21 protein-coding genes are annotated in these 21,848 nt (G+C 68.9%); 13 read left to right on the top strand and 8 right to left on the bottom strand.

Annotated elements, in window-relative coordinates; all coding sequences use genetic code 11:
• Positions 1–19 precede the first annotated feature (19 nt).
• Positions 20–802, bottom strand: a complete 783-nt coding sequence (locus ACFU5V_RS01790) for a class II aldolase/adducin family protein (protein WP_378696371.1) — start codon at positions 800–802, stop codon at positions 20–22.
• A 110-nt stretch (positions 803–912) separates the two neighbouring features.
• A complete protein-coding gene (locus tag ACFU5V_RS01785) occupies positions 913–1,497 on the bottom strand; it encodes a TetR/AcrR family transcriptional regulator (protein WP_378696369.1) in 585 nt (194 codons plus the stop codon).
• A gap of 98 nt (positions 1,498–1,595) precedes the next feature.
• On the opposite strand from ACFU5V_RS01785, the gene ACFU5V_RS01780 reads away from it, so the two are divergent.
• From ACFU5V_RS01780 to ACFU5V_RS01770, 3 genes are all read left to right on the top strand, one after another.
• On the top strand, positions 1,596–2,993 hold the full coding sequence (locus ACFU5V_RS01780; RefSeq protein WP_378696367.1) for a cytochrome P450: 1,398 nt from the start codon (positions 1,596–1,598) through the stop codon (positions 2,991–2,993).
• Between the two features lie 77 nt (positions 2,994–3,070).
• A complete protein-coding gene (locus ACFU5V_RS01775; protein ID WP_378696365.1) occupies positions 3,071–4,594 on the top strand; it encodes an MFS transporter in 1,524 nt (507 codons plus the stop codon).
• The gene (locus tag ACFU5V_RS01770; protein WP_072938902.1) at positions 4,584–5,180 is read left to right on the top strand and encodes a TetR family transcriptional regulator; all 597 of its coding nucleotides are present in this window, start codon (positions 4,584–4,586) and stop codon (positions 5,178–5,180) included. The genes ACFU5V_RS01775 and ACFU5V_RS01770 overlap by 11 nt, the downstream gene beginning before the upstream one ends.
• 4 nt (positions 5,181–5,184) lie before the next feature.
• On the opposite strand, the gene lhgO is transcribed toward ACFU5V_RS01770, so the two are convergent.
• Entirely contained in the window at positions 5,185–6,390 is a 1,206-nt protein-coding gene (gene lhgO, locus ACFU5V_RS01765) for an L-2-hydroxyglutarate oxidase (protein ID WP_378696363.1), read from the bottom strand.
• A gap of 42 nt (positions 6,391–6,432) precedes the next feature.
• On the opposite strand from lhgO, the gene ACFU5V_RS01760 reads away from it, so the two are divergent.
• The 10 genes from ACFU5V_RS01760 to ACFU5V_RS01715 all read left to right on the top strand — a co-directional run bounded on the left by ACFU5V_RS01760 (position 6,433) and on the right by ACFU5V_RS01715 (position 15,136).
• Complete coding sequence (locus tag ACFU5V_RS01760; RefSeq protein ID WP_378696361.1) at positions 6,433–6,702, top strand: helix-turn-helix domain-containing protein; 270 nt, start codon at positions 6,433–6,435, stop codon at positions 6,700–6,702.
• Positions 6,703–6,782: 80 nt separating this feature from the next.
• Positions 6,783–7,355, top strand: coding sequence for an ATP-dependent Clp protease proteolytic subunit (locus tag ACFU5V_RS01755; protein WP_378696359.1), 573 nt, complete (start codon positions 6,783–6,785; stop codon positions 7,353–7,355).
• Positions 7,356–7,420: 65 nt separating this feature from the next.
• Positions 7,421–9,727 carry a carbamoyltransferase HypF gene (gene hypF / locus ACFU5V_RS01750; RefSeq protein WP_378696357.1) on the top strand — a complete coding sequence of 769 codons (2,307 nt, stop codon included), beginning with the start codon at positions 7,421–7,423 and terminating at the stop codon, positions 9,725–9,727.
• Positions 9,728–9,771: 44 nt separating this feature from the next.
• Complete coding sequence (locus ACFU5V_RS01745) at positions 9,772–10,521, top strand: hydrogenase assembly protein HupF (RefSeq protein ID WP_378696355.1); 750 nt, start codon at positions 9,772–9,774, stop codon at positions 10,519–10,521.
• Positions 10,518–11,234, top strand: coding sequence for an SIS domain-containing protein (locus ACFU5V_RS01740; protein WP_378696353.1), 717 nt, complete (start codon positions 10,518–10,520; stop codon positions 11,232–11,234). The genes ACFU5V_RS01745 and ACFU5V_RS01740 overlap by 4 nt, the downstream gene beginning before the upstream one ends.
• Positions 11,231–12,331: a hydrogenase expression/formation protein HypE gene (gene hypE, locus ACFU5V_RS01735; protein WP_378696351.1), complete on the top strand. Its 1,101-nt coding sequence runs from the start codon at positions 11,231–11,233 to the stop codon at positions 12,329–12,331. Before ACFU5V_RS01740 ends, hypE begins: the two co-directional genes overlap by 4 nt.
• Positions 12,332–12,357: 26 nt before the next feature.
• Complete coding sequence (locus tag ACFU5V_RS01730; protein ID WP_005244643.1) at positions 12,358–12,630, top strand: HypC/HybG/HupF family hydrogenase formation chaperone; 273 nt, start codon at positions 12,358–12,360, stop codon at positions 12,628–12,630.
• Between the two features lie 25 nt (positions 12,631–12,655).
• Entirely contained in the window at positions 12,656–13,783 is a 1,128-nt protein-coding gene (gene hypD, locus ACFU5V_RS01725) for a hydrogenase formation protein HypD (protein WP_087558187.1), read from the top strand.
• Between the two features lie 24 nt (positions 13,784–13,807).
• Positions 13,808–14,599, top strand: coding sequence for a DUF6390 family protein (locus tag ACFU5V_RS01720; protein WP_378696739.1), 792 nt, complete (start codon positions 13,808–13,810; stop codon positions 14,597–14,599).
• Between the two features lie 36 nt (positions 14,600–14,635).
• Positions 14,636–15,136, top strand: a complete 501-nt coding sequence (locus ACFU5V_RS01715) for a hypothetical protein (protein WP_378696349.1) — start codon at positions 14,636–14,638, stop codon at positions 15,134–15,136.
• Positions 15,137–15,143: 7 nt separating this feature from the next.
• Here the strand turns inward: ACFU5V_RS01715 and ACFU5V_RS01710 are convergent, their stop codons facing one another.
• From ACFU5V_RS01710 to ACFU5V_RS01690, 5 genes are all read right to left on the bottom strand, one after another.
• Positions 15,144–15,911, bottom strand: coding sequence for a DeoR/GlpR family DNA-binding transcription regulator (locus ACFU5V_RS01710; RefSeq protein WP_378696347.1), 768 nt, complete (start codon positions 15,909–15,911; stop codon positions 15,144–15,146).
• A gap of 11 nt (positions 15,912–15,922) precedes the next feature.
• Entirely contained in the window at positions 15,923–18,151 is a 2,229-nt protein-coding gene (pdxA, locus tag ACFU5V_RS01705) for a 4-hydroxythreonine-4-phosphate dehydrogenase PdxA (protein WP_378436857.1), read from the bottom strand.
• Between the two features lie 76 nt (positions 18,152–18,227).
• Positions 18,228–18,932, bottom strand: a complete 705-nt coding sequence (locus ACFU5V_RS01700) for an SDR family NAD(P)-dependent oxidoreductase (protein ID WP_378696345.1) — start codon at positions 18,930–18,932, stop codon at positions 18,228–18,230.
• Positions 18,929–20,158 carry an exo-alpha-sialidase gene (locus ACFU5V_RS01695; RefSeq protein WP_378696343.1) on the bottom strand — a complete coding sequence of 410 codons (1,230 nt, stop codon included), beginning with the start codon at positions 20,156–20,158 and terminating at the stop codon, positions 18,929–18,931. The genes ACFU5V_RS01700 and ACFU5V_RS01695 overlap by 4 nt, the downstream gene beginning before the upstream one ends.
• A 57-nt stretch (positions 20,159–20,215) precedes the next feature.
• Positions 20,216–21,790 carry an ABC transporter substrate-binding protein gene (locus ACFU5V_RS01690; RefSeq protein ID WP_378696341.1) on the bottom strand — a complete coding sequence of 525 codons (1,575 nt, stop codon included), beginning with the start codon at positions 21,788–21,790 and terminating at the stop codon, positions 20,216–20,218.
• Positions 21,791–21,848 lie beyond the last annotated feature (58 nt).

The following is a 21,848-nucleotide window of genomic DNA, read 5'->3' as shown; positions in this document are numbered from 1 at the left end:
CCAGTCCTTGTGGCGCCGTTCAGTCCTTGTAGTCGGGGGCGGTCCGGTCCAGCATCCGCAGCAGCGCCGCCCACGCCATCTCGTAGGCCTGGTCGTCGGCGAAGTCGTCCGTGGCCTCGCCGGCGAACTGCCGCGCCGTGCGCTCGGCGATCTCGGGCGACGGCACGCGCAGGTCGCCCGACACCTGGGCGGCGATCTGGATGTCACACGCCTTCTCCAGGTAGAACATTCGCAGAAACGCCTCGGCGGCGGATTCGCCCACGGTGAGCAGACCGTGATTGCGCAGGATCATCGCGGGGCGGTCGCCCAGGTCCTCGACCAACCGCACCCGCTCGGCCGTGTTGAGGGCGATGCCCTCGTAGTCGTGGTAGCCGACCCGGTTGTAGAACTCCATCGAGATCTGGTTGAGCGGCAGCAGTCCGTGCTCCTGCGCGGCCACCGCGCACCCGGCCTTCGTGTGCGTGTGCAGCACGCACTGCGCGTCCGCCCGGGCCTCGTGGATCGCGCCGTGGATCACGAATCCCGCAGGGTTGACGTGGTATTCGGACGGTTCGACGAGTTCGCCGTCGAGTCCGATCTTCACCAGGTTGGAGGCGGTGATCTCCTCGAAGAGCAGCCCGTACGGGTTGATGAGGAAGTGATGTTCGGGCCCGGGCAGCCGGACCGAGACGTGCGTGAAGATCAGGTCGGTCATCTTGAAATGCGCGAGTAGGCGGTACACCGCCGCGAGTTCACGACGCAGTTCCGTCTCGGTCTTCGCCGGATTCGCCCGGCCCTGCGACGTGACGGTGGGTGCACTCATGCGGGATCTCCTTGATCACGGAACGGATTTCGGCTTAAATGTATCAACTGATTTATATAAACGCCAGGCTTTGGCCCCACGTCACCGCCGGGCGACAACCGGTGCGCGGCTCAGTCGAGCCGCCCACCCAGCATGCCGCGGAGCGAGCGGAGGCAGAGCTCTCGTAGCTCGCTCTCGGCGATCGAGGGGTGGTCGAGCCAGTCCATGCAGACGGCGCGGACGAAGGCGATCCATCCGCGCACGGCGACGCCGACGAGTTCCCGCTCGCCGGCGGGGGGATCGAGCGCGTCGACGATGCGGCGCTGCTGGGCGTCGAGTTCCCGGTCGACGATGGCCCGGATGTCGGCGTCGGCCGACAGCGCGCCGCGGTTGATGGCCCGGACTCCGTGCCGGTGGCTCGCGACGTGCTCGAAGTACGCGTCGAGTCCGGCCGCGACCTGTTCCTCGACGGGGAGTGCGGGGTCGGGGGCTGTCACGTCGAGCAGTCGTTCGGATTCGCGTTCGACGATCGCGGCGAAGAAGTCGCGCTTCGTCGGGAAGTAGTGGTACATCAATCCGCGCGATACCTCGGCGAGTTCCGCGACCTCTTCGATCCAGACGTCCTCGTACGGGCGGTCCGCGAACAGCCTCGCGCCGATGTCGAGCAACTGCGCACGCCGCTGCTCCGGGGCGAGTCGACGGCGGGCGCTGGTCATGCCAGCCACCGTACTGCTTGACACCGGTTCAGTAAGGCGTACCTTGCGTACTAGACATCAATTCAGTAACGCGGGCCACATCGACACGGGGGTCGACAATGAGCGTCGGATCACTGCACACCACGGCGGAGGCGACCATTCCGCATCCTCGATGGCGGCTCCCCGTCGTCGGCGACGTGTTCGGGATCAGCATCCGCACTCCCGTGCAGAATTCGATGGAGATCGGCAGAAAACTCGGGCCCATCTTCGAGCGCAACATTCTCGGCAACCGGTTCGTGTTCGCGTCCGGCGCCGACATGGTCGCGGAACTCTCCGACGAATCCCGGTTCGCGAAGCACCTGGCGCCCGGCGTCGCGTCGCTGCGCGAGGTCGGCGGCGACGGGTTGTTCACCGCGTACAACCACGAGCCGAACTGGAGCAAGGCGCACAACCTCCTCGCACCGGCGTTCACGAAATCCGCGATGCGCTCGTATCACCACACGATGCTCGACGTCGCCGGCGAACTGACGGAATACTGGGACGAGCGCGTGGGCGGCACCCCCGTCGACGTGTCGTCCGACATGACGAAGCTGACGCTCGAGACCATCGGGCGGACGGGGTTCAGTTACTCGTTCGATTCCTTCCGACGCGAGCGGCCGCACCCGTTCGTGCAGGCAATGGTCGGCGCGCTCAGCCATTCGCAGCGCACCACGTTCGTGAAATCGACGGCACTGGGACGACTGCTGGCGCGTCGGTCGGATCGCCGCAACGTCGCCAACCTGGAACACATGGCCGAGGTCGTCGACGAGGTGATCCGCGCCCGCCGCGACAGCGCCGAGGCCGGACCCGAGGACCTGCTCGAACTCATGCTGCGGGCGGCCCGGGAGAACGACCCCCACCGGATCGACGAGCTGAACATCCGCCACCAGGTGGTGACGTTCCTGGTCGCGGGGCACGAAACCACCTCCGGCGCGCTGTCGTTCGCCCTGTACTACCTGTCGCGGCACCCCGACGTCCTCGCGAAGGCGCAGGCGGAGGTCGATGCGGTGTGGGGCGACGAGGAACCCGCGTTCGAGCAGGTCGCCAAACTCCGCTACGTGCGCCGGGTACTGGACGAATCGCTGCGGCTGTGGCCGACGGCGCCCGCGTACGGCCGGGAGGCCACCGTCGACACGACCCTCGTCGGCAAGTACCCGATGAAGGTCGGCGACTGGATGCTCGTCCTCATCCCCGCACTGCACCGCGACCCTGTATGGGGCGAGAACCCCGAGGCATTCGATCCCGACCATTTCCTCCCCGAGCGCATCCGGTCCCGTCCCGCGCACGTGTACAAGCCGTTCGGGACCGGCGAGCGCGCCTGCATCGGACGACAGTTCGCCCTCCACGAGGCGGTCCTGGTTCTCGGCACGATCCTGCGTCGGTACGACATCGTGGGCGACCGCGACTATCAGCTGAAGGTCGCCGAGCGGCTCACCCTCATGCCGGAGGGATTCACGCTGCAGTTACGCCGACGCTGAGCACTGCCGAACCCTTGACAACCACAAAGTGAAAGTTACTATCAAAATATAGTAACTTCCTTTCGAGTGGAGCTGTCATGAGCGAAACGACGGTCATCGAAGTCACCCCGCGCCGCTGGTGGGCGCTCGGCGCCCTGTCCGTGGCCATGCTGACCATCGGTCTCGACATCACGGTCCTGACGGTGGCGCTGCCCACGCTGGCGGTCGATCTCGGAGCGGACAACTCGCAATTGCAGTGGTTCAGTTCGGCGTACACCCTGGTCCTCGCCGCGGCGCTCCTGCCTGCCGGGGCGCTCGGCGACCGGTACGGCCGCAAGAAACTGCTGCTCGGTGCACTCGTCCTGTTCGGTGCCGCGTCGCTGCTCTGCAGCTACGCGAGCACGTCGGGTCAGCTGATCGCCGGACGCGCCCTGCTCGGACTGGGGGCCGCGGTGATGATGCCGCTGTCGATGGCCGTGCTGCCCGTCCTGTTCCCCGACGCGGACGAACGGTCGCGGGCACTGACCATCTGGGTGACGTCCACCGCGATCGGCCTGCCCCTCGGCCCGATTCTCGGCGGCTGGCTGCTCGGGCACTTCTGGTGGGGATCGGTGTTCCTGATCAACGTGCCCCTCGTCGTCGTCGGCGCGATCGCCGTCGCGACCCTGGTACCGGAATCGCGCAGCGAGGAGCGGTCGACCACCGACTACCTCGGCGCCGTGCTGTCGTCGCTCGGATTACTCAGCCTCACTTATGGTTTCATCGGGGCCGGCCAGGACGGCTGGGGCGACGCACTGGCCTTGACGTCGATCGCGGCGTCCGTGGTCGTGCTCGGGCTGTTCGCGATGTGGGAACGGCGGTCACGGCATCCGCTGATCGACACGTCGCTGTTCGCCAGCCCCGGATTCCGCTGGGGCACGATCTTCACGACGCTCGTCAACTTCGGGATGTTCGGGCTGTTCTTCACGGTGCCGCAGTACTTTCAGGCCGTGCTCGGAGTGGACGCGCTGGGCAGCGGCCTCCGTCTGCTGCCGTTGATCGGCGGACTGCTGGTCGGCACCCGGCTCTGCGACCAGCTGCTCCGGCGGGCAGGCGCCCGGCCGGTCATCGTCATCGGGTTCGCACTGCTCACCGCGGGTCTCGCGACCGGCACACTGACGTCCGTCGATTCCGCGTACTGGTTCACCGCGACGTGGATCGCGCTCGTCGGCGCGGGAATGGGTTTCGTGATGCCCGCGGCGATGGGAGCCGCCCTGGGGGCGTTGTCCGCCGAACGGTCCGGTTCCGGCTCGGCGCTGATCCAGGCGCTGCGACAGGCGGGCGGAACGATCGGGGTCGCCGTGCTCGGCACCGTCCTCGCCACCCGCTACCGGTCCGAACTGGGCGAACTGGACGTGGATCCGGTCCGCGACGGCGTCAACGCCGGCGTCGCGGTGGCCAAGGCAACCGGCGACCCGTCGGTCCTCACACACGTCCAGGCGTCGTTCGTCTCCGGGATGAGCCTCATGCTGTGGATCTGCGCGGGAATCTGCGCCGTCGCGGTCGTGCTCGCAGCGCGTTTCACACCTCGCGAGACCCCGGCCCAGGAGCAGGATGAGTCAGAATCGGTACATGTCCACTGATGCCCGACCAGGCCTCCGGGAGCGCAAGAAGGCGCGCACCCGGCTGACCATCCGCGCCGAGGCGTTTCGGCTGTTCCACGAACAGGGCTACGCCGACACCACGATCGAGCAGATCGCGGAGGCCGCGGACGTGTCGCCGAGCACGTTCTTCCGCTACTTCCCCACCAAGGAACAACTGGTCCTCGCCGACGATCTCGATCCGCCCATGATCGAGGCCATCGAGGCGCAACCGCCGGACGTCCCGCTGATCACCGCGTTCCGGAAGGCGGCCGAGTCTGTGTTCGCCGGCCTGTCCGAGGCAGATATGGAGTTCGAGCGGACGCGTCAGGAACTGATGTATTCGGTCCCGGAACTGCGCGGGGCCATCATGCAAGAGATGGTGCGCAGCATCGACATGATCGCGGGCGTCACGGCGCGCAGGGTCGGGCGCACCGCCGACGACTTCGAGGTCCGCGCGCTCGCCGGGGCCATCGTCGGCGTCGTCCTCGGTGTGGTCGATCTGCTGCCGGGGAATCTGCCGCTCGCCCTGCGCGCACTGGAATTCCTCGAGGACGGGCTGCCGCTCGGGCGCGACACCACGTCGTGAACCGTCACGTGGACGTGCGTTCGAGAACTTCCGTCACGACGTGTTCGGCGATGGCGAGGGACGACGTCGCACCCGGTGACGGCGCGTTGCGGACGTGGATCACGCGGTGTCCCCCGGTGATGACGAAGTCGTCCTCGAGGCTGCCGTCGGCGTTCATCGCCTGGGCGCGGATGCCCCGGGGGCCGCGGGTGACGTCGGAGCGTCGCACGTCGGGCACGTACTTCTGTGCCTCCTTCACGAACTGGCCCGTGCTGAGGACGGTGCGGGCCTCGCGGACCGCCGCCGCCGTGTTCCGCGCCGCGAACCGCCAGAATCCGGGGAAGCCGACCGCCGACAGCACGTCCGACGCCGACCATCCCCGACGGTCGTACGCCTCCCGCCCGAGGGAGAGGAAGGCGTTCGGCCCGAGCATGATTCGACCGTCGATCCGCTTGGTGAGGTGGACCCCGAGGAACGGGTACCGCGGATCCGGGACCGGGTAGATCAGCCCCTTCACGAGTGAAGACCGCTCCGGCTCGAGCAGGAAGTAGTCGCCGAAGAACGGCACCACCCGCGGTGTTCGCGGTTCCCCCGACAGCAGCGCCACCCGATCGGACTGCAGTCCGGCGCACGTGACCACCAGGTCGAAGGCCTCATTGCCGTTCCCGGTCGTAACCACCGTCTCCGACGCCCGGCTGTCCAGGCCCACGACCTCCCGGCCGAGGAGTACGCGTCCGCCCGCGGCGGCGATGTCCGCGGCGAGGGCCTCCGCGATCGCCACGTAGTCGATGATCGCGGTGTGCGGCGAGTGCAGGGCGGCGACCCCGCGGGCGTGCGGTTCGATCTCGGGGATCTCCGCCCCCGCGATCTTGCGGATACCGGGGACCCCGTTGGCCACCGCTCGGTCGAAGATGGCATCCATCCGCGCCACTTCGGACGAGTCGTGAGCGACCACCACCTTGCCGCATTCCTCGTAGGCCACGCCCTTGTCTGCTGCGTACTGCTGCAGAAGGGTGACGCCGCGGCGGCACAGGCGCGCCTTGAGGCTGCCCGGCGGGTAGTAGAGGCCGGCGTGGACGACGCCGCTGTTGTGCCCGGTCTGGTGGGCCGCGACCCGCGACTCCTTCTCGAACAGCGTCACCTCGACGGCGTCCATCCGGTGCAGAAGTTCCCGGGCGACCGCCAGACCGATGATGCCGCCGCCGATGACGGCCGCACGAACCTTCGCCATGAGCACCCCTCCGTATACCGTTTTCGAGATATCATCGATGGTATGTCGACCACACCTCGACGCACGTCGTTTCCCGGACTGGGGCACCTGTCCGATCGGCGTCGAGCGCTGCTGGACGAGCTCGTCACCACCCGCCGCGAGCGGGGTCTGACGCAGACGGAGATCGCCGCCCACATGGGCACGTCGCAGTCGGCGGTGGCCCGGCTCGAACGCGGCGACGTCGATCCGCGCCTCTCGACACTCGAGCGGTACGCGGAGGCCGTGGGCCGGACGGTCGACTGGACGATCTCACCGCACCGGGAGTCATCATGATCTGGCCACCACCCACCCCACCGTCGGTCCCGCCGTTTCACACGCCCTGGCAGCCGGACCCCCGGTTACCGGCCGCACCGATGCCTGTCACGTCCGTCGGTGCTACCGGTGGTCCCGACTGGCTGGCCGAGCGCCTGTTCGACAAGCGGATCGTCTCGCTCACCGGCCGGCTCGACGCGGAAGCCGAGAACCGCGCGGCGGCGTCGCTGGCGCTGCTCGACGCGTCCGGCGACGACGAGGTCCAGTTGTGGCTGCACGGCGTCGACGCCGATGTCGACGCAGCCGCCACGCTCCTCGACACCCTCGACCTGATGGGGGTCGAACTGCACGTGCACTGCCGCGGCGACGTACGCGGAATGGCGATCGCCCTCCTCGCGCCCGCGAACCGCCGCACGGCGGCGGCGCACACCTCGTTCCACCTCCGCGAACCGCGAACGTCCTGCACCGGTCCGGCGTCGGACGTCGCCATCGCCGCGCAACAGCACGAGCAGCAACTCAGGAGGCTGCAGCAACGGATCGCCGATTCCTGCCGGCGTCCCGTCGACACGGTGATCGCAGACATGCGGGACCACCGGATCCTCACCGCCGACGAGGCCCGTGATTACGGGCTGATCGACACGATCACCGGTGCGCGCTCCGTCGACAGCGAGTGATCCGGCAGCCCCGACCGCGACCGCGGCTCTTGCGCCCCGCACCTCGGCGGGGGAATCATCCGAGGATGACGGTCGAACGATCGCGCATCACGGTCCACGGGGTCGTGCAGGGGGTCGGTTTCCGCCCGTTCGTCGCGCGACTGGCCGATGACCTGGGGCTGCACGGCCACTGCGGCAACGACGACGTCAGCGTGTTCATCGAAATCGAGGGCAAACCGGCGTCGGTGTCGGCGTTCGTGCGGCGGCTCCGCACGGACGCGCCGCCGATGGCCGTGATCGTCGACGCGACGGTCCAGCCCGTGCCGGTGCGCGGGGACGAGTCGTTCCGGATCATCGACAGCAGGCACGTCCCCGGCGCACGAACGCTGGTGTCGCCGGACGTGGCGACGTGCGCGGATTGTCTTCGCGAACTGGCCGATCCCCGCGATCGCCGCTACCGGCATCCGTTCGTCAACTGCACCAACTGCGGGCCGCGGTTCACGGTGATCACCGACCTTCCCTACGACCGGCCGAACACCACGATGGCCGAGTTCCCAATGTGCGACGTGTGCCTGGCCGAGTACCGCGACCCCGCGGATCGCCGGTTCCACGCGCAGCCGGTGTGCTGCCCCGACTGCGGTCCGCACCTGTTCGCCGAGATCGACGGTCGCCGGGTGGACGGGGACGACGCCGTGCTCACCGCGGTGCAGGGGGCGTTGCGGGACGGCCGGATCGTGGCGGTCAAGGGTCTCGGCGGGTTCCACCTCGTCTGCGACGCCGCGAACCCCGCGGCCGTCGAGACTCTGCGGGCACGCAAGCACCGCCCGGACAAACCGTTCGCGGTGATGACCGCGGACCTGCCGGTCGCCGCCGAACTGTGCGAGATCTCCGAACCCGAGAGCGCGCTGCTGAGGCATGCGGCGAGGCCGATCCTGTTGCTGCGCAAGAAGAACACCGCGTCGGTCGCCGACTGCATCGCGCCCGGGATCGACGACCTCGGCGTGATGCTGCCGTACACCCCGCTGCATCACCTGCTGTTCACCCGGACACCCGGCAGCGACGTCGAACCACCGCGGGTGCTGGTGATGACGTCCGGCAACCTCAGCGGCGAACCCCTGTGTTTCGACAACGACGACGCCCGCACCCGGCTGCGGGACATCGCCGACGCATTCCTGTTCCACGACCGCCGGATCGCGGTGCCGTGCGAGGATTCCGTGCTGGCGGTGGCGGACGGGGCGGTGCTGCCGATCCGGCGCTCGCGCGGGTTCGCGCCGCTGCCGGTGGTGCTGCCCGCGCGGGGCCCGGAAATCCTGGCGGTGGGCGCGGAGATCAAGAACACCTTCTGCTTGACCCGGCAGGACTACGCGTTCTGTTCGGCGCACCTCGGCGACATGGGCAGCCTGGAGAGTCAGCACGCGTTCGAGACGTCGGTGCGGCAGTTGGCGCATCTGCACGGGATCGCCCCGGAAGCGGTGGTCGCCGACCGTCACCCCGGCTATTCGACGCACCACTGGGCCCGCCGCTACAGCGACAGCACCGGCGTCCCACTGCTCACCGTGCAGCACCACCACGCGCACGTCGCATCGCTGATGGCCGAACACGGGCTGGTCGGGACGACGGTGCTCGGGGTCGCGTTCGACGGAACCGGATACGGGTGCGACACCACCGTGTGGGGCGGTGAACTCCTCCTCGTCGGCCCGGACGTCCTCGACTCGCGGCGGGTCGGGCACGTGCAGCCGTTCTCGCTGCCGGGCGGCGACGCGGCCGTCCGGAATCCGGTGCGGGTAGCGCTGGCGCTGCTGCACGAGTGCGGGATCAGCGACGTCGACGGCCTGCCGTGCGTCGAGGCGATCCCCGCCGCGAAACGCGCGGCCGTGGAATCGCAACTCGTCTCGGGTGTCGGATGCATCAGGACGACGAGCGCGGGCCGCCTGTTCGACGGCGTCGCGTCGCTGCTCGGGGTCCGGCACCGGGTCACGTACGAGGCGCAGGCGGCCATCGAACTCGAGGCCCTCGCCCGGACCGCCCCGCACCCCGCGCCCCTCACCATGCAGGTGGAGAACGACCAGCTCACTCTGCCTCTTCTGGTGTCCGGCATTGTCACAAGTCTGCGCGACGGAATCCCGCCCGCGGCGCTCGCGCTCGGCTTCCACCATGCCCTCGCGGCCGCGACGGCGCACCTCGTCGACCGGGCCGCCACCGCGACCGGTGCGTCGACGATCGGGCTGACCGGAGGAGTCTTTCAAAACCGTTTATTCCTCGCACTGGTGAGAGCACACTGGGAGAGCAGCGGTTATCGAGTCCTCACCCACCACCGGGTGCCTCCCAACGACGGAGGACTCTGCCTCGGCCAGGCGGTGATCGGTGCCGCGGCGACCATGCGCGGACCGTGACGTCGGCAGCCCCCGACCGGCCGGTCCGGGACGGGAGCTAGTGAATGACCACCACCGCAGAAACGGGCGGGCACCTCGTCGACACGGACCTGTCCGCGGATCTCGCCGCCGCGGCCTTGTCGCTCGCCCGCAAATTCCATGACGGCGCGACGCTCTGGGTGATCTCCCCGCAATGGGAACCGCACGCCCATCACGTCGCCGTCGAATTCGTCCATCCCGTGATCATGGGCAAACGGGCGCTGCCGTCGGTGGCCCTCGTCGAACCCGATCCGGTGGCGCAGGCCCGGGTGGCGAGCAGGCCCGGCGACATCCTGCTGGCGGTGGCGTCCGCGAACGAACCCGCCGTGGTCGACGCGATGCGCCGCGCGCCGGCGTGGGGGGCGATGACGTTGTGGATCGGGGCGGGCCCGCGGCCGCCGGCCGGCGCGGCGAACCACATTCTCTGGGTCGACTCGGACGATCCGATGGTGCCGGCCACCGGCCGGTTCGTTCTCATGTACCACCTGCTGTGGGAACTCACGCACGTCTGCTTCGAGCACTCGGGACTGCTGAAGCCCGACGCCGACGGGTGCGACGAGACGGTCTGCGTCACGTGCAGCGACGAGGGCCGTCTCGGTGAGGTGGTGATCGAGCCGGCCGAACCCCTCGGCCCCGCCCTGGTCCGCACGGCCGCCGGCGAGGAATGGGTGGACGTCAGCGTCCTCGGCGACGTCCGGCCCAACGACCTCGTCCTGGTGCACGCGGGCGCGGCGATCACGCGACTCGACGACCCGGGCCAGGAGGCGAACCGATGACCACCCACGACTCGGAGAGCACCAGCTTCCTCTACCCGTTCATCGACTCGGAGGAAACCGACGCCCAGAGCCTCCTCGACGACCTCGCCGCCTCCGCCCGGGGGAAGGCCGCCGAGAGCGCGCGCCTGCAGAAGGAGTCCCTCGACGAATACGGGGACGGTCTCACGGCGGCCGGGATCGACATGGCCGACCGGTTCCGCCGCGGCGGCCGACTGTACACGTTCGGCAACGGCGGCAGTTCCACCGACGCCGCCACCCTGGCGTCACTGTTCAGCCGTCCCGCCCGCGGACGTCCGGTGGCGGCCTGGTCGCTGGCCGCCGATCAGGCCGTGGTGACGGCGCTGGGCAACGACGTCGGCTTCGATCTGATCTTCAAACGGCAGATCATCGCCCACGCCCGGGACCGCGACGTCGCGATCGCGCTGTCGACGTCGGGCAACTCGGACGACCTGATGACCGCGCTCACCGAGGCGAAGCAGCGGGGGTTGCTGACCATCGGGTTCGCCGGACACGAGGGCGGCCGGATGGCGGCGATGGCGTCCGCGGGCGAACTCGACTTCTGCTACACCGTCCACTCGCAGAGCATCCACCGGATCCAGGAGAGCCACGCGATGCTCGGGTACCGACTGTGGTCGGTGGCCCAGGAACACATGTCGCGGCCCGCCCCGAATTCTGCCGAGCGGGTCGCTCCCGATTCTGGGGAGGCTTCATGAGCACGACCGAACCGGCCACGTCGGCGGAACGCGAAGACCGGGTGCTGGAGCGGATCGACAAGTTCCGGCAGCGCAGGCCGCGATTGTTGGACGAGGTGGTGACGCTCGCGCACGGCGCCGGCGGAAAGTCGTCGGCCGCGCTCGTCGACGCGGTGTTCGTGGAGGCGTTCCGCAACGAGGAACTCGAGCAACTCGGTGACGCCGCCGCGCTCACGATGCCCTCCGGTGAGCGGCTCGCGTTCTCGACCGACTCGTACGTGGTTCAGCCGCTGCGGTTTCCCGGCGGTTCCATCGGGCATCTCGCGGTGCACGGGACCGTCAACGATCTCGCCGTGTCCGGTGCGCGCCCCCAATGGTTGTCGGCGGCGTTCGTCATCGAGGAGGGTTTCCCGATCGCCGAACTGCGGGAGATCGTCGCCGACATGAGCGAGGCGGCCGTCCTGTCCGGCGTGCAGATCGTCACCGGCGACACCAAGGTCGTCGGCAAGGGCGCCGCCGACGGCGTCTACATCTCCACCGCCGGTGTCGGGGTCATCCCGGAGGGCAGGCGGCTGTCGCCCGACCTCGTGCGCGCGGGCGACAAGGTGCTGCTGTCGGGCACCATCGGCGCCCACGGGATGGCCGTGATGCTCGCCCGCGGCGACCTCGCCATCGAAGCCGACATCGCGTCCGACACGGCCCCCGTCAATTCCCTGGTGGAGACGCTGCTGGAGGCGGCCCCGTCGACGCGGTGGATGCGGGACGCCACCCGCGGCGGCGTCGGCACCGTGTGCAACGAACTTGCCCACGCCTCACAACTCGCCGTCATCATCGACGAGCAGTCGCTGCCCATCGAGCCTCAGGTGCTCGGCGCCTGCGACATGCTCGGCATCGACCCGCTGTACGTCGCGAACGAGGGCAAGTTCGTCGCCATCGTCGCGGCGGAGGAGGCGGACGCGGCCGTCGCGGCGCTGCGGGCCCACCCGCGGGGAGCCGCCGCGACCGCGGTGGGCGAGATCCTGGCCGAACCGCCGGGCATCGTCGCATTGCGAACCTCGTTCGGCGGCAGCCGGATCGTCGACATGCTCGTCGGCGACCCGCTCCCCCGAATCTGCTGAAGTACAGCCCGAGAAGGAGAACCACGATGTGTCTGGGGATACCCGGTCAGGTGGTCGACATCGTCGACGCCGAACAGCATCTGGCCAAGGTGGACGTGAACGGCGTCCAGAGAACGATCAGTGTGCGACTGCTCGCCGAAGAAGGTCTCGTCGTCGGTGACTGGGTGCTCGTGCACGTCGGCTTCGCGATGGCGAAGATCGACGAGATCGAGGCGCAGCTGACGTTGGATCAGGTGCAGAAGATGGGCGCCGACTACGTGAACGAGATCGACGCGTTCAACTCGTCCGAAATCGCGTGACAACAGCAAGAACGAGGTAACAGGGATGAAGTTCGTCGACGAATTCCGGGACCCGGCGGCGGCGCGCGCCCTGGTCAAATCCATCACCGAACTGGCCCGCGGGGACGAGTTCAAGTTCATGGAGGTGTGCGGCGGGCACACCCACACCATCTACCGGCACGGCATCGAGCATCTCCTGCCGGAATCGGTCGAACTGGTGCACGGCCCGGGATGCCCGGTGTGCGTCATCCCGATGGGCCGCGTCGACGACGCCATGTGGCTGGCCGAGCAGCCCGGTGTCATCTTCACGACGTTCGGCGACATGATGCGGGTGCCCGGATCCAAGGGCAATCTCATCGAGGCCAAGGCCCGCGGCGCCGACGTCCGCTTCGTGTACTCGCCGCTGGACGCGCTGAAAGTGGCCCTCGACAACCCGGACCACCAGGTGGTGTTCTTCGCCGTCGGGTTCGAGACCACCGCGCCGTCCACCGCGGTGACCCTGGTGCGCGCGCGGGCGCTGGGCGTGACGAACTTCAGCGTGTTCTGCAACCACGTCACGATCGTGCCGCCGATCAAGGCCATCCTCGAATCCCCCGACCTGCGGTTGTCCGGATTCCTCGGCCCGGGCCACGTGTCCACCGTGGTGGGTCTGCGGCCGTACCGGTTCGTGTCCGAGGTGTACGGGAAACCGATGGTGGTCGCGGGTTTCGAACCGCTCGACATCCTCGCGTCGGTGCACATGCTGCTCCAGCAGATTCGCGAGGGCCGCTGTGAGATCGAGAACCAATACAAGCGGGTGGTGCGCGCGGAGGGCAACGTGCAGGCACTGAAGCTGATGGCCGAGACGTTCGAACTGCGCCCGCATTTCGAATGGCGCGGACTCGGTTTCATCTCGCAGAGCGCGCTCAAGGTCCACCGGAACTACGCCGAGTTCGACGCCGAGGAGAAGTTCTCGATGCCGGGTGTGCGGGTGGCTGATCCGAAGGCCTGCCAGTGCGGCGAGGTCCTCAAGGGCGTCATCAAGCCGTGGGAATGCAAGGTGTTCGGGACGGCGTGCACCCCGGAAACCCCGATCGGCACGTGCATGGTCTCCCCCGAGGGTGCGTGCGCCGCGTACTACAACTTCGGCAGGCTGCACCGCGAGACGGCGCAATTGCTGGGTCAGCGAGGCTGACCGGTGACGGCGCGCGAACACTCGATGCCGTCCGGGCACCGCGTGTTCGCGCAGTACGCGCACGCCCCGAATGCCCTGGGGTACTGCGGTCCTCCGGGCTCGGAGCGACTGCAGGCCGTCGCGTGTGGCGGCGCGCCGGACACCGATGTGGCGGCGATTGCGAGGCAGTTCAGCGGCGCGTGGCCGTACCAGGAGGTGATCGCCCGTCTCGCCGGAATCGCGGACCCCTTGGACGAGAGGGTTGTCCGGGGGTACTGGATCGCGGACGAACTGTCCGACCACATCGACCGGGCCGAGTTCGGCTCCGCTCTGCTGTCGCGCCTCGCGTCGCAGGCCGGCCACTACTGGAAGCACCTCACCGCGGACCTGCTCGGGGAGGCGGCGCCCACCCACAACTTTCACGTGTTCGGGGTGTACCCGTGGTCGCGGCTCCTGGACACCGGGATGCCGCAGCCGCTGCAGGTTCTCGACTCCTGCCGCATCCGCTGGGGTGAGGTGGTGGGGGTCGACCACGATCGTGCGCTCGTCCGGTCGTGTCGCCTGTCGTGGGACGGGACCCGGCTGTCGCTCGGGCCCGAGCAGGACGACCCGGCCGACTACCGCGTGCCCGAGGGAACTTTCGTGCACGATCTCGCCGTGGGTGATCGGGTGGCGGTGCACTGGGATTTCGTGTGCGACCGCCTCGGCCCAGACCAGGTCGATCGGTTGGCCCGGCAGACGGAATGGCAACTTGCGCAGACCAATCGACGACTCTCCCGGGAGGTGACCACCTCTTCACCGAAACGGACCGACGGGAACGTTTCCCGGTTACCATGACCACAACCCACGGCCTGTGGCCGGATCGGAGCCGACATGAACAAGATCCTGAACTCACTGTCCGAAGAAGAGTTCGTGCTGATCCGCGAGACGAAGAAGGCGCAGATGGCCGACTTGGACGAGGACACACTGATCAAGCTGCACACCCGTGTTCGGCGCGCCCGCAACAAACACGTCAAGCTGTACCGCCAGGAGGGCGCCGCGAAGGTCGAATTCAAGGGCGCGCGCGGGGCCGGTAAGGCGGCCAACGTCCGCAACGCCGAGAAGGCGGAAGTCTTCGAGGCCGCGCTGAGCAGGGTGAGCCGCCGGTTGGCGACGGCCGCCCGGGCGAGCGCACGCGAACTGAAGGATGAGCGCCTCGCCCGCGCCCGCACAGACTCCCCGTCCTTCAGCGAACTGGGCGACAGCGACGGCAAGGTCGCCTCGTCCGGCAAGGCCCGCGTCGACGCCACCCGGAAATCTTCCGGCCGCAAGAAGTTCGAAGCCTCCACCATCGCCGCGGGCGCCCGGAAACAAGCGAAGAAGGACAAGCGGTAAACCGGCGTCAGACGCGCACGACACGCATCCCGGCGGCCTCGAAGGACGCCGTCTCCCCGGTGTCGGCGGAGTCGTCGGTGACGATGGTGGTTCCCGGGGGAATCGGCGCCCAGGCGTGGAACGGGCGCTGCCCGAGCTTCGCCGCGTGCGCCAGCACGTACACCTCGTCGGCGCGGGCGATCATGATCTCCTTGAGGCGCGTCTGCTCCAGTTCTGCTTCGCAGATCCCCAGATCCGCGGTGACCGCGTCCGCGCCGAGAAACGCGCGATCGAACGTGACGCGCTGGAGCGTCGCCTCGGCCAGCGGTCCGACGAACCCCTGGCTGAGATGACGGAGTGTTCCGCCGATGCACTCGACCCGCACGGAGTCGGCGTCGGCCAGCGATTCGAGGGCCGTCAGGCCCGCCGCGATGACGGTGATGTCCTCGATCTCGCGCAGGAACTCCCCCATCGCACCCACGGTCGTGCCCGCGTCGAGGAGGATGGTCTCACCCGGGCGGACCTGGCTCGCGGCCCACTCGGCGATCGCGCGCTTCGCGTCAAACCCCTCGAGAGCGCGCTGGCGGAGTGATGATTCCTGCTGGGGGTCGAGCGCGATCGCACCGCCGTACGTTCGGGCGATCAGCCCCTGGGACGTCAGCTGGCTCAGGTCGCGCCGGATGGTGGAGGCGGTCACGCCGAACTGCGCCGACAGGTCGTCGACGCTGGCCAGCCCGCTCGACCGGGCCAGCCGCACGATCTCGGATCGGCGTGCTTCCGACTCACGAACCGCCATGTCTCGTCCCCCTACTTCACAACCGCTGTGCTGGTTGCCAATTCGGCAGCCTGACGAAGAGCTTCGACCATACTACCGGCCTCCGCAATACCCTTGCCCGCGATGTCGAACGCCGTGCCGTGGTCGACGGACGTCCGGATGACGGGCAGCCCCACCGTGATGTTGACGCCCGCCTCGATGCCGAGGACCTTCACCGGACCGTGGCCCTGATCGTGGTACATCGCGACGATGAGGTCGTAGTCGCCGCGGCCCGCGAGGAAGAACGCCGTGTCCGCCGGCAGGGGACCGTGGACGTCGATCCCATCCGCCTTCAGCACCTCGACGGCGGGGATGATCTTCTGTTCCTCCTCGCCGTACCCGAACAGCCCGTGCTCGCCGGCGTGCGGGTTGATGCCGCAGACCCCGATCTTCGGCTCCGGGATACCCGAGCGCACCAGTGCCTCGTGTCCGCGCCGGATGGTCCGCTCGACCAGTCCGGGTTCGATCTTGGCGACGGCGTCGAGCAGGCCCATGTGGGTGGTCACGTGGATGACCTTGAGCTTCGGCGTCGACAGCATCATGGACACTTCCTCGGTGCCGGTGAGGTGCGCGAGCAGTTCCGTGTGCCCCGGAAAGATGTGGCCTGCGGCGTGCAGGGCTTCCTTGTTGAGCGGGGCCGTGCAGATGGCCTGCACCTCGCCGGCCACCGCGAGTTCGCTGGCGACGCGGATGTACTCGTACGCGGCGTGACCGGCGACCGGCGACAGTTCACCCCACGCCAGGTCTTCGGGGAGAAGGTCGAGATCGATGACGTTGACGCGCCCGGGCGCCGACTGCGCGTCGGCGATCGATTCGACGGTCACGATGTCGACGTCGATGCCGAGGACGTTCGCCGCGAGACGCAGTCGCTTGGCGTCGCCGATGACGACCGGGTTGCACCAGGATCGGGTGGCCTCGTCCAGCAGGGCGGGAACGATCACCTCGGGGCCGATTCCGGCGCCGTCGCCCATGGTGACGGCGACGGCGGGAAGGGTCGCGGTATCTGTTGACGCGCTCATGTGGGGTCCTCGCTGTGTGGGGGTGTGGGTGGGCGGCTGATGGCCGCGCAGGTAGGCCGCGATCGCGGAGAGACTGGTCGAGTCGCCGAAACTGCCGGGCCTCGTGACGACACGACGGCCGTCGGATGCGACGGAGACGACGGCGCCGTGGTGCACCTCGTGGACCGGTCGGAGCGACGTGATCCCCAGCGCGTCGACGACGGCGCGCGCCGTCTCGCCGCCGGTGAGGACGAGATCGGATCTTCGGTCGCGCTGCACGGCTCCGGTCAGCCGGCCGAGCGCCGCCGACAGAGTCCGCGCATTCGACGGGTCGACGTCTCCGGACACCGTCACGACGGCGTGACCGTCGTCGAGCGCCTGGCGGAGTGGTGTCGTGTCCACCCCGTCGCGGTGGAGGTCCGACGCGTCGACCGGAACGTGCCGGACGCCATCGGCGACGAGTGCGGCAACCTGTTGCACAGCAATGGGTTCCGCCGTTCCGACGACGATCAGGATGGAGTCCGCGGGCTCCGGCATGGCGCTGGGAACGGGCCGGATCGGCAGCGTGCGTGCCACGGCCGCCGCGAGGGCGGACGTCCCGACCAGTCGCACTCCGGGAATTGTGCGGCAGGTGAGGACGACCGCGTCGAGGTCGTCGTCGGTCTCGATGTCGCAGATCGCGATGGCGCCGTCGGACGCCGCGCGGGCCAGCGCCTGTCCGACTCCGGGACCGCGGGGCACGCACCGCGTGGGACGGCCCGGGAAGAGTGCGGCCACCGATTCCGGCGGCGGCGCGGATTCCGCCGACCAGACGCCGGCGGCATGGAGCGGCGTCGAACCGACGTGCACGACTCCGCCGCGCACGGTCCGGTCGAGTGCGGGCAGGCCCGCTGCGAGGACCACCGGACCGCCGTCGGCGAGAATTCCCACCTCGGCCCCGATGTTCCCGCGCAGAAGTGAGTCGATCTTCTTCACCACGAGCGTGCCGGGCGGCACGCCGTCGAGGGCACGGCGCGTCGTCCGGGCCGCATCCTCGGCGCTCATCGAGCGCGTGTCGAGATCCGCCACGACGACTCCGCCCGCCTCGTGCGCCTCGCCGGCGCCGAGACGCAGCGACAGGGACGCACTCCGGTCGAGAAAGGCGCTCGCCACTTCCGCCGCGCCGGACAGGTCGTCGGCGAAGACCGCGACGGTCGGATCCAGTCCGATCGAGTTCGGTCTCATGATGCCGCCTTTGCCCGATTAAATGCGCGTTCCGTGCATTTGATGCTAGCAGTTATGCGCGTTACGCGCAGACTGTTCACAGGGAAGCCCCGGCGCACTGCACGATCGCCTGACCCGTGATGTTCCCGCCGAGCGGCCCGACGAGGAAGCCGATCAGCCCCGCCACCTCCTCCGGCGCGATGAAACGGCCGAGCGGCGGAAGCTTCGGGGGCGTCGACGTGCGTGCCGGATCGTTCAGCATCGGAGTGTCCGTCGGCCCCGGCGCGACCACGTTGACCGTGATCGCCCGGTCCACGATCGCCCGGTCCACCAACTCGGCGGCCCAGGACCGCGACATCCCCACAAGGGCCGACTTGGTGGCGGCGTACTGACTCTTGCCCGCCGTCCCGGACATCGTGCGGCTGCCGACCAGGACCACCCGGCCTCCGTCGCGCATCGACGGGGCCAGTGCATTGACGAGGACCTCGGCGGCCGCGACGTGAATCCGCCACATCGCCAGACCGTCGTCGACCTGCAGCTTCCCGAGAGGCGCGGACGACTGCAGACCTGCGGCGTGCACGACGGCGTCCACCGGACCGACCGCCGTCGCGTGCTCCGACAGTGCATCGAGATCACCGAGATCGACGGCGGTCCAAAGGAATCGGTCGTCGTCGATGCCGGGATCCCGGCGGCTGAATCCCGTGACCGCCCACCCGTCGCCGAGAAGCCGGCGGGCGGTGGCGGCGCCGATTCCGGAGCTGACGCCGGTCACGACGGCCCGCTTCGAGTCGCCGTGCGTCACGACCTGCTCCCGTCTGCGACCCAGCCCTGATCGAGTTCGACGTATTCGATCGCCTGCCGAAACCGGGTGAACGCCACGTGCAGGTGACCGTCGTTCCCGGCGGTGATGCTGGGGTACGAGTATTCGCGGTTCAGGCCATCGCGGGAGTTGTTGGACAGGCAGTAGCCGTCGCCGACCTCGATGTCGCGGCGATGCGGCCACGTCCGGCCACCGTCCTCGGACATCGCCAGCGTCATCGGCGCGCGCGGGGCACCCCAGAACGCGCTCCGGCTGTCGCCGTCGTCGAGAGGTTCCGGTTCCGCGTCCGCCGCCGCGGGCGGTGCGTCTGCGAGGCCGTCGTCGTCGATCTCGTCGTACAGGGACGTCCGCCGAGCGGTGGCGTTCGCGGCGCTGGACTCGTTGAACACCAACGCGAGCCGGTCGCCGGACAGCACGACGAACTGGATGGACGAGTTGTTGTTGGGAAGTTCGGTGGCCTCCGGCTCGGTCCAGGTGTCGCCGTCGTCCGTCGAGACACTGCGGTAGATCGAGTCCGCCCAGCGGCTGCGGTAGAGGGCGACGAGAGTGCCGTCGGAGAGGCGGCCGATGTTCATGTGGACGCAGCCGACGCTGCCCGGAACTGACACCTCACGCCAGGAGTCGCCGTCATCGTCGGAGATCATCACGCTGCTGTAGTCGCGATCGCCGACCCATTTGCGGCCCTCGATGCGGACGCAGTGGAACACGGGGAGCAGGAGCCGCCCGGCGGGGAGCACGATCACCGGTTGCCGCACGAACACGCCCCCGGCGTCGGTCTCCGGCAGCAGGATGTGCGCCTCGCCCCACGTTCGGCCGCCGTCGTCGGAGATGCGCCGCATGACACGCGCCGTGTCCTGGTTGCCGGCGTGCTGGGACGTCCACAGCAACCACACGGCACCCGTCTTCGTCACGTGCAGAACGGGATTCTGCTCCGACCGCGTCGGATCGTCGGACAGCTGCACCGGCTCGGACCACAGATCCGTTCCCGGGACCAGCCGGGAGAACCAGACGCTGATGTCGGGCACACCTTCCTGGGTGCCCGCGAACCACACGCACCCGAGGGAGCCGTCGGGCAGGACGGTGAGATTCGCCGCGTGATTCTGCACCTGCGGCGCGGGGAGCAGAGCGTCGCGGCGACCCGCCTCGACGGCGGCACGGACCACGCCGTCGGCCGGTCGGGTAGCGGTTGCGGGACTCGGTGTGGTCATCGGCGTCTCCAGTGCGTCGTGAGGGGCGGGCGGATTGGTGCGGCGGTCGCGTCAGGTCTAGGCATGCAGCGCCGCGACACTCAGGTCGTAGGAGTTCGTGGGCCGCAACGCGACACCGTCGATCCGCGAGCGGCGCGCGAGGACCGCTTTCGGGACGAACGACCACAGACACGGGCACGTGTCCCAGATCCGGCGTTGCGCCTCCGCGAGGAGTTCGCCGCGCCGGGTGGCGTCGGCCTCCTCGGAAGCCCGGGTGATGGTCTGGGTGATCTCGGGAAAGATGTACCCGTGGTAGGTGTCCCGGGTCGCTTCCTTCTCCGCGGTGCCGGCGTACATGCCCTGCATGATGGTCAGGGCCAGACCGGTCGGGCTCGGGAAGCCGTTGCCGAGCACGTCCCAGTCGCCGGCCTTGCCCTGACGCCACTGCGAGATGTCGCCGCCGGGTTCGAACTGCTGGAGGGTGGTTCGCACGCCGACCGCCGACAGCATCTGGAGCACCGATTCCATGATGTCGGTGTCGGCGGCGAACTCGCCTGTCTCCCAGATGATCTTCAGCTCCAGGTCGCGGACGCCGAGGGCGTCGAGCTCGCCGCGGGCACGCGCCGGGTCGTAGATGTATTCGCCGGTCTCGACGGCGCCGTCGAGGGTGAGGGGAATGACCCCGCGCGACTGGGTGGCGGAGCCCTGGAGAACCTGGTCGACGAGGGCTCGCCCGTCGATCGCGTACGTCAGGGCCCGGCGCACCCGCGCGTCGGCCAGCGGATGCCCCTGCGGTTTCCGGAAATTGAAGAAGAGCTGGTTCAGTCGCACGCCGTCGATCCGGTCGATCGAGACACCCGACAGTCCGGCGAGCTGGTCGGCCGCGTCCGGGGTGATGGAGTCGATGACGTCGACCTCGCCGCTCCGCAACGTCACGACGCGGTTCGACTCGTCGGGCACGAAGCGGACGCGCACCGATTCGATCTGCGCCGGCGTTCCCCAGTAGTTCTCGTTGCGCACCAGTGTGTAGTTGCCGGTGCCGCGGTCGCTCTCGGTCACGACGTACGGTCCGGTTCCCACACCGGACTGCAGTTCCTCGGGAAGGTTGGCGGCCGCCGGGGTGACGAGGATGTTCGACATGAGGTAGTCGAGCACCGGGACGGGGCGCTCGGTGTTCAGGGTGAAGCTGGTGTCGTCGATCTGCTCGACCGTGGGCCATTCGGGGAAGAACCCGCCGACGAAGGACCCGTCGACCTGGCTGTACATCTGCAGCGCGGTCGCGACGTCCCGCACCTGCACCGGGGTGCCGTCCGAATAGCGGATGCCGGGCCGCAGGTGCACGAACCACTGGGTGGGCGACACGAGCTCGAACCGGTCGGCCAGCACCAGCTGGGGCCGCAGGTTCCGGTCGATCTCGGTGAGGGCCTGCCGCACCCCGCGCTGGACGGTGAGCGCCGCGTCGAACTGGTTCAGCTTGTTGTCGAGGCTGACGAGCGATCGGTTCAGGGCCAGGCTCACGGTCCTCGGTCCGGGTGTTCCGGTCGGCGTCGCGCATCCCGCTGCGGATCCGAGCGTGAGGCCGGCGCCGAGCAGAAGACCCGACCGGAGCAGCGTTCTCCTCGAAAAACGCTGTTCGAAAAGAGAATTGGTCATCGTCGACCTCTCGGGACTATGGGTGTGGGGCGCAGCGATCAGGCACGGCGCGAGGCGG

This window comes from Rhodococcus sp. NPDC057529, from assembly GCF_042802055.1.
GTDB lineage: Bacteria > Actinomycetota > Actinomycetes > Mycobacteriales > Mycobacteriaceae > Rhodococcus_F.
Note: the sequence above shows the minus strand (reverse complement) of the source record. Positions and strands in the feature narration are given on the sequence as shown.

What these genes read in the sequence shown, in the direction of transcription:
- ACFU5V_RS01710 (WP_378696347.1), bottom strand. Translation starts at nt 15,911, where the DNA reads ATGGCGGTTCGTGAGTCGGAAGCACGCCGATCCGAGATCGTGCGGCTG.
- ACFU5V_RS01770 (WP_072938902.1), top strand. Translation starts at nt 4,584, where the DNA reads ATGTCCACTGATGCCCGACCAGGCCTCCGGGAGCGCAAGAAGGCGCGC.
- ACFU5V_RS01775 (WP_378696365.1), top strand. Translation starts at nt 3,071, where the DNA reads ATGAGCGAAACGACGGTCATCGAAGTCACCCCGCGCCGCTGGTGGGCG.
- ACFU5V_RS01720 (WP_378696739.1), top strand. Translation starts at nt 13,808, where the DNA reads ATGCCGTCCGGGCACCGCGTGTTCGCGCAGTACGCGCACGCCCCGAAT.
- ACFU5V_RS01755 (WP_378696359.1), top strand. Translation starts at nt 6,783, where the DNA reads ATGCCTGTCACGTCCGTCGGTGCTACCGGTGGTCCCGACTGGCTGGCC.
- ACFU5V_RS01740 (WP_378696353.1), top strand. Translation starts at nt 10,518, where the DNA reads ATGACCACCCACGACTCGGAGAGCACCAGCTTCCTCTACCCGTTCATC.
- ACFU5V_RS01790 (WP_378696371.1), bottom strand. Translation starts at nt 802, where the DNA reads ATGAGTGCACCCACCGTCACGTCGCAGGGCCGGGCGAATCCGGCGAAG.
- ACFU5V_RS01730 (WP_005244643.1), top strand. Translation starts at nt 12,358, where the DNA reads ATGTGTCTGGGGATACCCGGTCAGGTGGTCGACATCGTCGACGCCGAA.
- hypF (WP_378696357.1), top strand. Translation starts at nt 7,421, where the DNA reads ATGACGGTCGAACGATCGCGCATCACGGTCCACGGGGTCGTGCAGGGG.
- pdxA (WP_378436857.1), bottom strand. Translation starts at nt 18,151, where the DNA reads ATGAGACCGAACTCGATCGGACTGGATCCGACCGTCGCGGTCTTCGCC.
- ACFU5V_RS01715 (WP_378696349.1), top strand. Translation starts at nt 14,636, where the DNA reads ATGAACAAGATCCTGAACTCACTGTCCGAAGAAGAGTTCGTGCTGATC.
- ACFU5V_RS01785 (WP_378696369.1), bottom strand. Translation starts at nt 1,497, where the DNA reads ATGACCAGCGCCCGCCGTCGACTCGCCCCGGAGCAGCGGCGTGCGCAG.
- ACFU5V_RS01745 (WP_378696355.1), top strand. Translation starts at nt 9,772, where the DNA reads ATGACCACCACCGCAGAAACGGGCGGGCACCTCGTCGACACGGACCTG.
- ACFU5V_RS01690 (WP_378696341.1), bottom strand. Translation starts at nt 21,790, where the DNA reads ATGACCAATTCTCTTTTCGAACAGCGTTTTTCGAGGAGAACGCTGCTC.
- lhgO (WP_378696363.1), bottom strand. Translation starts at nt 6,390, where the DNA reads ATGGCGAAGGTTCGTGCGGCCGTCATCGGCGGCGGCATCATCGGTCTG.
- ACFU5V_RS01780 (WP_378696367.1), top strand. Translation starts at nt 1,596, where the DNA reads ATGAGCGTCGGATCACTGCACACCACGGCGGAGGCGACCATTCCGCAT.
- ACFU5V_RS01695 (WP_378696343.1), bottom strand. Translation starts at nt 20,158, where the DNA reads ATGACCACACCGAGTCCCGCAACCGCTACCCGACCGGCCGACGGCGTG.
- hypD (WP_087558187.1), top strand. Translation starts at nt 12,656, where the DNA reads ATGAAGTTCGTCGACGAATTCCGGGACCCGGCGGCGGCGCGCGCCCTG.
- hypE (WP_378696351.1), top strand. Translation starts at nt 11,231, where the DNA reads ATGAGCACGACCGAACCGGCCACGTCGGCGGAACGCGAAGACCGGGTG.
- ACFU5V_RS01760 (WP_378696361.1), top strand. Translation starts at nt 6,433, where the DNA reads ATGTCGACCACACCTCGACGCACGTCGTTTCCCGGACTGGGGCACCTG.